This is a genomic window from Actinoallomurus acaciae (assembly GCF_042429965.1).
Classification (GTDB): domain Bacteria; phylum Actinomycetota; class Actinomycetes; order Streptosporangiales; family Streptosporangiaceae; genus Actinoallomurus; species Actinoallomurus acaciae.
In genome coordinates, this window is sequence record NZ_JBHLZP010000482.1 from 374 (window position 1) to 6424 (window position 6051).

Genomic DNA, 6051 nt, shown 5'->3' on the forward strand with positions numbered 1-6051 from the left:
CCGCCGGGCTGTTCCGGGCGAGCCGTCCGCTCGTCACCGCCGCGACGTCACGGTGGGTGGCGGCGCAGCCCTGGTTCTGGCCGTCCGTCGCGGGCGGTTCCCTCGCCGTGGCGATGCTGGGCAGCGCATGGCTGGCCGCGCAGTGGCGGTGCCGTACGCTGCGGCGGCTCGCGATGGGCGACGCCCGCGCGGGGGCGACCCGCATGGCGGCGCGCGTGGCCACCCGCGCCATCGTGGCCGACGTGACGTCCTACCCCGGGGTGCGCCGGGTGCGTCCGCGGCTCTCCGGCAGCGCCCGGCGACCCGCGATGCGGGTCCGGGTGATGTGCGACGCCGACGCCGACCTGGGCGAACTCGCCTGGCGCATCCGCGACGACGCCATGGTCCGGCTGCGCACGACGCTGAACCGCGCCGACCTCGGCGGTGTGATCGACTTCCGGGTCAAGCGTGATGACCTCGATGGGGAGCGCCGCGTAATCTGAGGCTTCATGTCCTCTTTGCGTGCCGCCGCCGGCGACCTCCATGACGATCTCGTACGACTCCGCCGTGACCTGCACCGCGAACCCGAGGTGGGACTCGACCTGCCGCGCACCCGGGAGAAGGTGCTCGCCGCCCTGGACGGGCTGCCGCTGGAGACCACGACCGGCTCGGCGCTGTCCTCGGTGACGGCGGTGCTGCGCGGCTCGTCGCCCGGCCCGGTCGTGCTGCTGCGCGGCGACATGGACGCGCTGCCGCTCACCGAGCGCTCCGGCGTGCCGTACGCCTCGCAGATCCCCGGCCGGATGCACGCCTGCGGGCACGACCTGCACACCGCGATGCTGGTCGGCGCGGCCCGGCTGCTCGCCGAGCGGTCGTTCGCGGGCAGCGTCGTCTTCATGTTCCAGCCCGGCGAAGAGGGCAACGGCGGCGCGAAGCTCATGATCGAAGAGGGCCTGCTGGACGCGGCCGGAGCGCGGCCCGTCGCGGCGTACGGGCTGCACGTGACCTCCTCGCTCATCCCGGCCGGGATGTTCCTCACCCGGCGCGGCCCGCTGATGGCGGCCGCCGACCAGATGCGCGTGACCGTACACGGCGCGGGCGGCCACGGGTCCCAGCCGCACCTGGCGAAGGACCCGATCCCGGCCGCGAGCGCGATCGTGACGGCGCTGCAGACGCTCGCGACCCGGAGGTTCGACGCGTTCGACCCGGTCGTGATCACGGTCGGCAGCATCAACGCGGGCACCGCCGCCAACATCATCCCCGACGAGGCGCAGCTCGGCCTGACCATCCGGTCCTTCTCCCCTACGGCCCGCACTCGCGTCATCGAGGCCGTACGGGAGCTGGTCGACGGGATCGCGGCCGCGCACGGGCTCACGGCCGGGCTCGAACACGAGATGGGCTACCCGGTGACGGTCAACGACGCGGCCGAGGCCGAGTTCGCGGCCGGCACGGTCGCGGACCTGTACGGACCGGAGCGCTTCGTCTGGGTGCCGAACCCGATGACCACGGCGGAGGACTTCTCCTATGTCCTGGAGGAGGTGCCGGGGGCCTTCATCTTCCTCGGCGCGTGCCCGCCCGACCGCGACCCGAGCACGGCGCCGTTCAACCACGCCACGACGGCGGTCTTCGACGACGCGGTGCTGCCGGACGGGTCGGCGCTGCTCGCCGAGCTCGCCCTGCGTCGCCTCGCCGGTCAGGCCGCCGGATAGCGACTATTCATCGCGCCTTCCTCCGTGAGGACACCGGGCCGGGAATCCGCAGAGCGAGACGTGCGCTGATGGTGTCGTCGTCATGCGACCGGCCGTGGTCGTCCCGGGTCTCCCAGGCCCCTATCATGATCATCCGGTTCTGGAGGGTCGGGTCGGCGATGGGGGACCGAGGACGTGCGGAGGCTGGCTCTCGTCGCGGGGCTCACGGTGCTGCTCGGCGGGTGCGGGTCCGCCGCCGAGACCGCGAAGAACCCCTCGCCCAGCGACTCCCGGCCGCGCGTGCGCCGGGTGAACGTCGGGGACGCCGTGGTCCTCACCGGCGTGGACGACGCGAACGGCACCGGCATGCTGCGGATGGCCGTGAAGGTCCGGAACGTCGTCTCCACGGCCATCGGACGCGGCGCGTTCGAGAAGCCCCGCAAGGGCGAGCGGTTCGCCGCCGTCCGGTTCGTGTTCAAGAACATCGGCGTGACGGCGTACCACGACAGCCCGACGTTCGGCGCGAAGGTGGTCGACTCGGCCGGCCACGGGTACGACCCGACCGTCGCGACGGTGTCGGCGGGACCGGGCTTCCCCCGCGTGATGAGCCTGGCTCGGGGGCAGGCACGGAGCGGCTACATCGTCTTCGCCGTGCCGAGGGCGGCGAAGATCGTCAGCGTCCGGTACGCCCTGAACGCCGGGTACGCCCCTGAGCTGGGCGAGTGGCGGGTGCCACCGAGGACCATCGCGAGAGGCCGCCCGACGCCGCGCGTCGGGTGATCGCTCCTCACCAGGCGTAGGTGCCGCCGTTCTCGTTGAGGAACATCCCGGTGGCGTCCTCGTCGGGCGACGTGACCTGCCGGGCGATGTGGGCCCCGCCCTCGGCGGCGCTCAGGTGGCCGGTGTTGCCGTTCAGATCGGTCGCGCAGTAGCCGGGCGACAGCGCGTTGACCCTGATCCCCGCCTCCCGGAGCGAGTGGGCGTAGATGAGGGTGATCGCGTTCAACGCGGCCTTGGAGGAGTTGTAACCGAGCAGGTCGGCGTACCGCCACAGCGGTGAGTCCGGGGTGGTGAGGAAGTCGACGGTGCCCAGCCCGCTGGAGACGTTGCCGATGGTGCCGGCCGGCGACCGGCGCAGCAGCGGCAGCATGGCGTTGGTGACCGCGACGACCCCGAACACGTTCGTCTCGTAGATCTCGCGCAGCGCCGCCACCGGCAGCTCGGCCGGCGGGTGCGGCCGGTCACGGGAGATTCCCGCGTTGTTGACGAGGATGTCCAGGCGGCCGTACTCGGCGTCGATCAGGTCGGCCGCCGCCTTGATCGTTTCCGGGTCGGTGACGTCCAGGCGGACGAACCGTACGTCGAGGCCCTGCGCGGCCAGATCGGCGGCGGCCTCCGTGCCCCGTCCGGGATCCCGGGCACCGAGCAGCACCGTGTGCCCGGCGCGGGCGAGCTCGCGCGCGGCGGCGAATCCGATGCCCTTGTTGGCGCCGGTGATCAGGACGATCTTGTGCTCGGTTGACGTGGTCATGCCCTCACCGTGACCGTCGTCCGGCGCCGGCGGGAGAGCACGGCCGAAGCTGGTATCGGCGGTCCCATGGTGCCCGCGGCGCCGACGCGGCACCCTGGACGGGTGAGCGGGTTCAACCGGGCGGAACTGGCCTCCTTCCTGCGGCGATGGCGGGCGCGGGTGCAGCCCGCCGACGTCGGGCTGGAGGCCGGACACCGACGGCGCACCCCCGGCCTGCGCCGCCAGGAGGTCGCCCAACTGGCCGGCATGTCGGTGGACTACTACATCCGCCTCGAGCAGGGCAGGGGACCGCGTCCGTCCCGGCAGATGATCGGCGCGATCGCCCGTGCGCTGCGCCTGTCCGACGACGAACGCGCCTACCTGCACCACCTCGTCGGCGAGGTGCCCGGACCACCGCCCGGCCCGAGCCGGGACGTGCGGCCCGGCGTGGCGCACCTGCTCGACCGGCTCGACGACACTCCCGCGCTCGTCTGCGACGCCAAGTACGACGTCCTCGCGTGGAACGCGATGGCCGCCGCCCTGCTCGGCGACTTCTCGGCGCTGCCGCCCGGCGAGCGCAACGTCATCTGGCGGTTCTTCACCGACGCGACCGCGCGTGACCGGCACGACGCCGAAGGCGGCCGCCGGTTCGCCCGCGAGTCCGTGGCGGATCTGCGCACGGCCGCGGCACGGTACCCGCGGGACGCGGGCGTCCATGGGCTGATCGACCGGCTCCTGGCCGCGAGCGCGGAGTTCCGTGCGCTGTGGGCCGAGCAGGACGTCCAGGTCCGCCGCTCGGCGCGCAAACGGCTGCGTCACCCCCTGGTCGGCCGGCTCGACCTGGACTGCGAGGCACTGCACGACCCGTTCCAGGACCAGTGGATCGTGCTCTACACCGCCGCCCCCGGAACCCCGTCACACGAGGCGCTCCGCCTGCTCAAGGTCGTCGGGACCCAGGACATCACTACCCCCTGAGCACCGGCGACCCGGCGAAACGATTGCGTACACTTCGCCGGGCCAACTAGTGTACGAAACGGTTTCGTTTCGCCTTTTGAGCCACCGATCCGGAGGAGCCCCCCATGTGGCAGACGATCTGTCTCGCGTTTCTCGGCGGGGTGCTGGGCGGCAACGCCTTCCCGCACTTCGTGCACGGCATCACCCGGAAGCGCTATCCGAACCTCACCGGCAACGGGCCCATTCCGAACCTCGTCGCCGGATGGGCCGGACTCGCCCTGGCCGCGCTGCTCCTCTTCTGGGCGCACGGCGACCGGCACCCCGCCTGGGCCTTCGGGTTCGCCGCCCTGGGAGTGCTCCTGATCGGCCTGTTCCACGCCGGTCCGGGCGCCTTCGGGCGACGAGAGGCGCCGAAGTGAGCCACACCGGCTGACGTCCGGAGACTCAGGCGCGGGTGGCCCGGACCGTCATCGTCACCAGGGGCAGGTCGAACTCCCCGGCCGCCTCGGGCGTCGCGCGCAGGTACTCCAGGACGCGGTCCAGCAGCGCGGCCCGCTCCTCCTCCGACATCACGAGCACGTGCGAGTGGGTGCCGAGCGTGGCCGCGAGCGAATCCGCCGTACGCCGCTGCACGTGGCGGAACGCCTCCTGCTCCACCGCGGAGAAGAGGGGACCCAGGTCGAGTCCGGCGATCCTTTCCCGCCGGCGGACGGCCGTCTCGCCCCGGGCGATCTCCTGGAACCCGCGGACCCAGGGCACCTCGTCGTCCTCGCGGTTCCACAGGCCGCCGACGACCCCGCCCGGCGTGAGCACGCGGGACATCTCGGGCACGGCGCGGTCCATGTCGAACCAGTGCATCGCCTGCCCGACGACGATGGCGTCCACGGAGCCGTCGGCGAGCGGAATCCGCTCCGCCGAGCCGGCCAGCGCCCGTGCGGCGGGCAACGCGCGGCGCAGTTCGGCGAGCATGCCGGTGTCCGGCTCGACCGCGACGACCTCGGCGCCGGTCCGCAGCAGCCCCGCGGTCAGCTTGCCGGTGCCGGCCGCGAGATCGAGCACCCGCAGCGGCGAGCGCCCGGAGACCGGCTCCAGCACCCAGCGGATGGCGGCCTCGGGATAGCCGGGCCGCTCGGCCGCGTACGCGGCGGCCTGAGCGCCGAACGACGAGGCCCGGCGCGCATGTGTCTCCGGCGTGACATCGGATGGGTGAGCCATGGCCCCACGGTAACCACATCGCCGCCGCCCCGGGTCGCCGGGCCGACGGGCCGGCGACCCGTGCCAGGAACAGGCAAAGATCGGCGACATGCCGGCGGACGGCGCCGCCGGCCGCAGGGGCGCCGTCCATACTTCACCGAGCGGACGGGGGCGCGTAACTCGCGGGGCGCGGGGACGCCTCCAGCGGCGGGCATCATCTCCCCCGCCATGTCGCGAACTCGACGGGGAGCCGATCGTTGCCGAAACGCGTCGCCGCCGCGCTGGCACTGGCCTTCGCGGCTCTCATCTGCCATTCCCCGGCCGCGGGCGCGACCCCGGCCCATGCCTCCCCGGCGCGGCACGTCGTGCTCATCGGCGTTCCCGGCCTGCGGTGGAGCGACGTCGGACCCTCATCCACCCCGACCCTGTGGCGTATCGCCGGTACCGCCGCGACGGGCCTGCTGTCGGTACGGGCCGTCGGCACCCTGACCTGCCCGGCGGACGGCTGGATCACGGTCTCGGCGGGCGCCCGGTCGGCCGCCGGGCCGTACTGCCACCGGCCGGTCCACATCACCCGGAGCGGTGCGGGCGCGGTGGTCGGTGAGGCGGCGAAGATCCGGCAGATCAACGCGGGCTTCGGTCCGGTGGGGCTGCTGGCCGACGCCGTGCACCGGGCGGGCGGCTGCGTGAACGCCGTCGGCTCCGGAGCCGCGCTGGCCGCCGCCG

At 73.4% G+C, this 6051-nt stretch carries 7 protein-coding genes and 1 pseudogene; 6 read left to right on the forward strand and 2 right to left on the reverse strand.

Translation table 11 applies throughout. From position 1 onward, the window contains the following. The 3 genes from ACFFNX_RS39300 to ACFFNX_RS39310 form a co-directional block, all read left to right on the forward strand. Positions 1 to 482: hypothetical protein (locus ACFFNX_RS39300; RefSeq protein WP_378211246.1), on the forward strand; the 482-nt coding region annotated here is incomplete at its 5' end. Positions 483 to 488: 6 nt separating this feature from the next. Continuing rightward, on the forward strand, positions 489 to 1688 hold the full coding sequence (locus tag ACFFNX_RS39305) for a M20 metallopeptidase family protein (protein WP_378211247.1): 1200 nt from the start codon (positions 489 to 491) through the stop codon (positions 1686 to 1688). A 174-nt stretch (positions 1689 to 1862) separates the two neighbouring features. Beyond that, positions 1863 to 2447 carry a DUF4352 domain-containing protein gene (locus ACFFNX_RS39310; protein WP_378211248.1) on the forward strand — a complete coding sequence of 195 codons (585 nt, stop codon included), beginning with the start codon at positions 1863 to 1865 and terminating at the stop codon, positions 2445 to 2447. Positions 2448 to 2454: 7 nt separating this feature from the next. Here ACFFNX_RS39310 and ACFFNX_RS39315 read toward each other — a convergent pair whose 3' ends face one another. Next, complete coding sequence (locus ACFFNX_RS39315) at positions 2455 to 3198, reverse strand: SDR family oxidoreductase (RefSeq protein ID WP_378211249.1); 744 nt, start codon at positions 3196 to 3198, stop codon at positions 2455 to 2457. Positions 3199 to 3300: 102 nt separating this feature from the next. Between ACFFNX_RS39315 and ACFFNX_RS39320 the strand changes: the two genes are divergently transcribed. Together ACFFNX_RS39320 and ACFFNX_RS39325 are read left to right on the forward strand one after the other, a co-directional pair. Further along, positions 3301 to 4152: a helix-turn-helix transcriptional regulator gene (locus tag ACFFNX_RS39320; RefSeq protein ID WP_378211250.1), complete on the forward strand. Its 852-nt coding sequence runs from the start codon at positions 3301 to 3303 to the stop codon at positions 4150 to 4152. Between the two features lie 104 nt (positions 4153 to 4256). Continuing rightward, positions 4257 to 4550, forward strand: coding sequence for a hypothetical protein (locus ACFFNX_RS39325; protein WP_378211251.1), 294 nt, complete (start codon positions 4257 to 4259; stop codon positions 4548 to 4550). Between the two features lie 25 nt (positions 4551 to 4575). On the opposite strand, the gene ACFFNX_RS39330 is transcribed toward ACFFNX_RS39325, so the two are convergent. Continuing rightward, positions 4576 to 5346 (reverse strand): class I SAM-dependent methyltransferase, encoded by a 771-nt coding sequence (locus tag ACFFNX_RS39330; RefSeq protein WP_378211252.1) that lies wholly within the window; start codon positions 5344 to 5346, stop codon positions 4576 to 4578. A 236-nt stretch (positions 5347 to 5582) separates the two neighbouring features. On the opposite strand from ACFFNX_RS39330, the pseudogene ACFFNX_RS39335 reads away from it, so the two are divergent. Further along, positions 5583 to 6051 (forward strand): annotated as a pseudogene (locus tag ACFFNX_RS39335) (hypothetical protein); the annotation flags it as partial.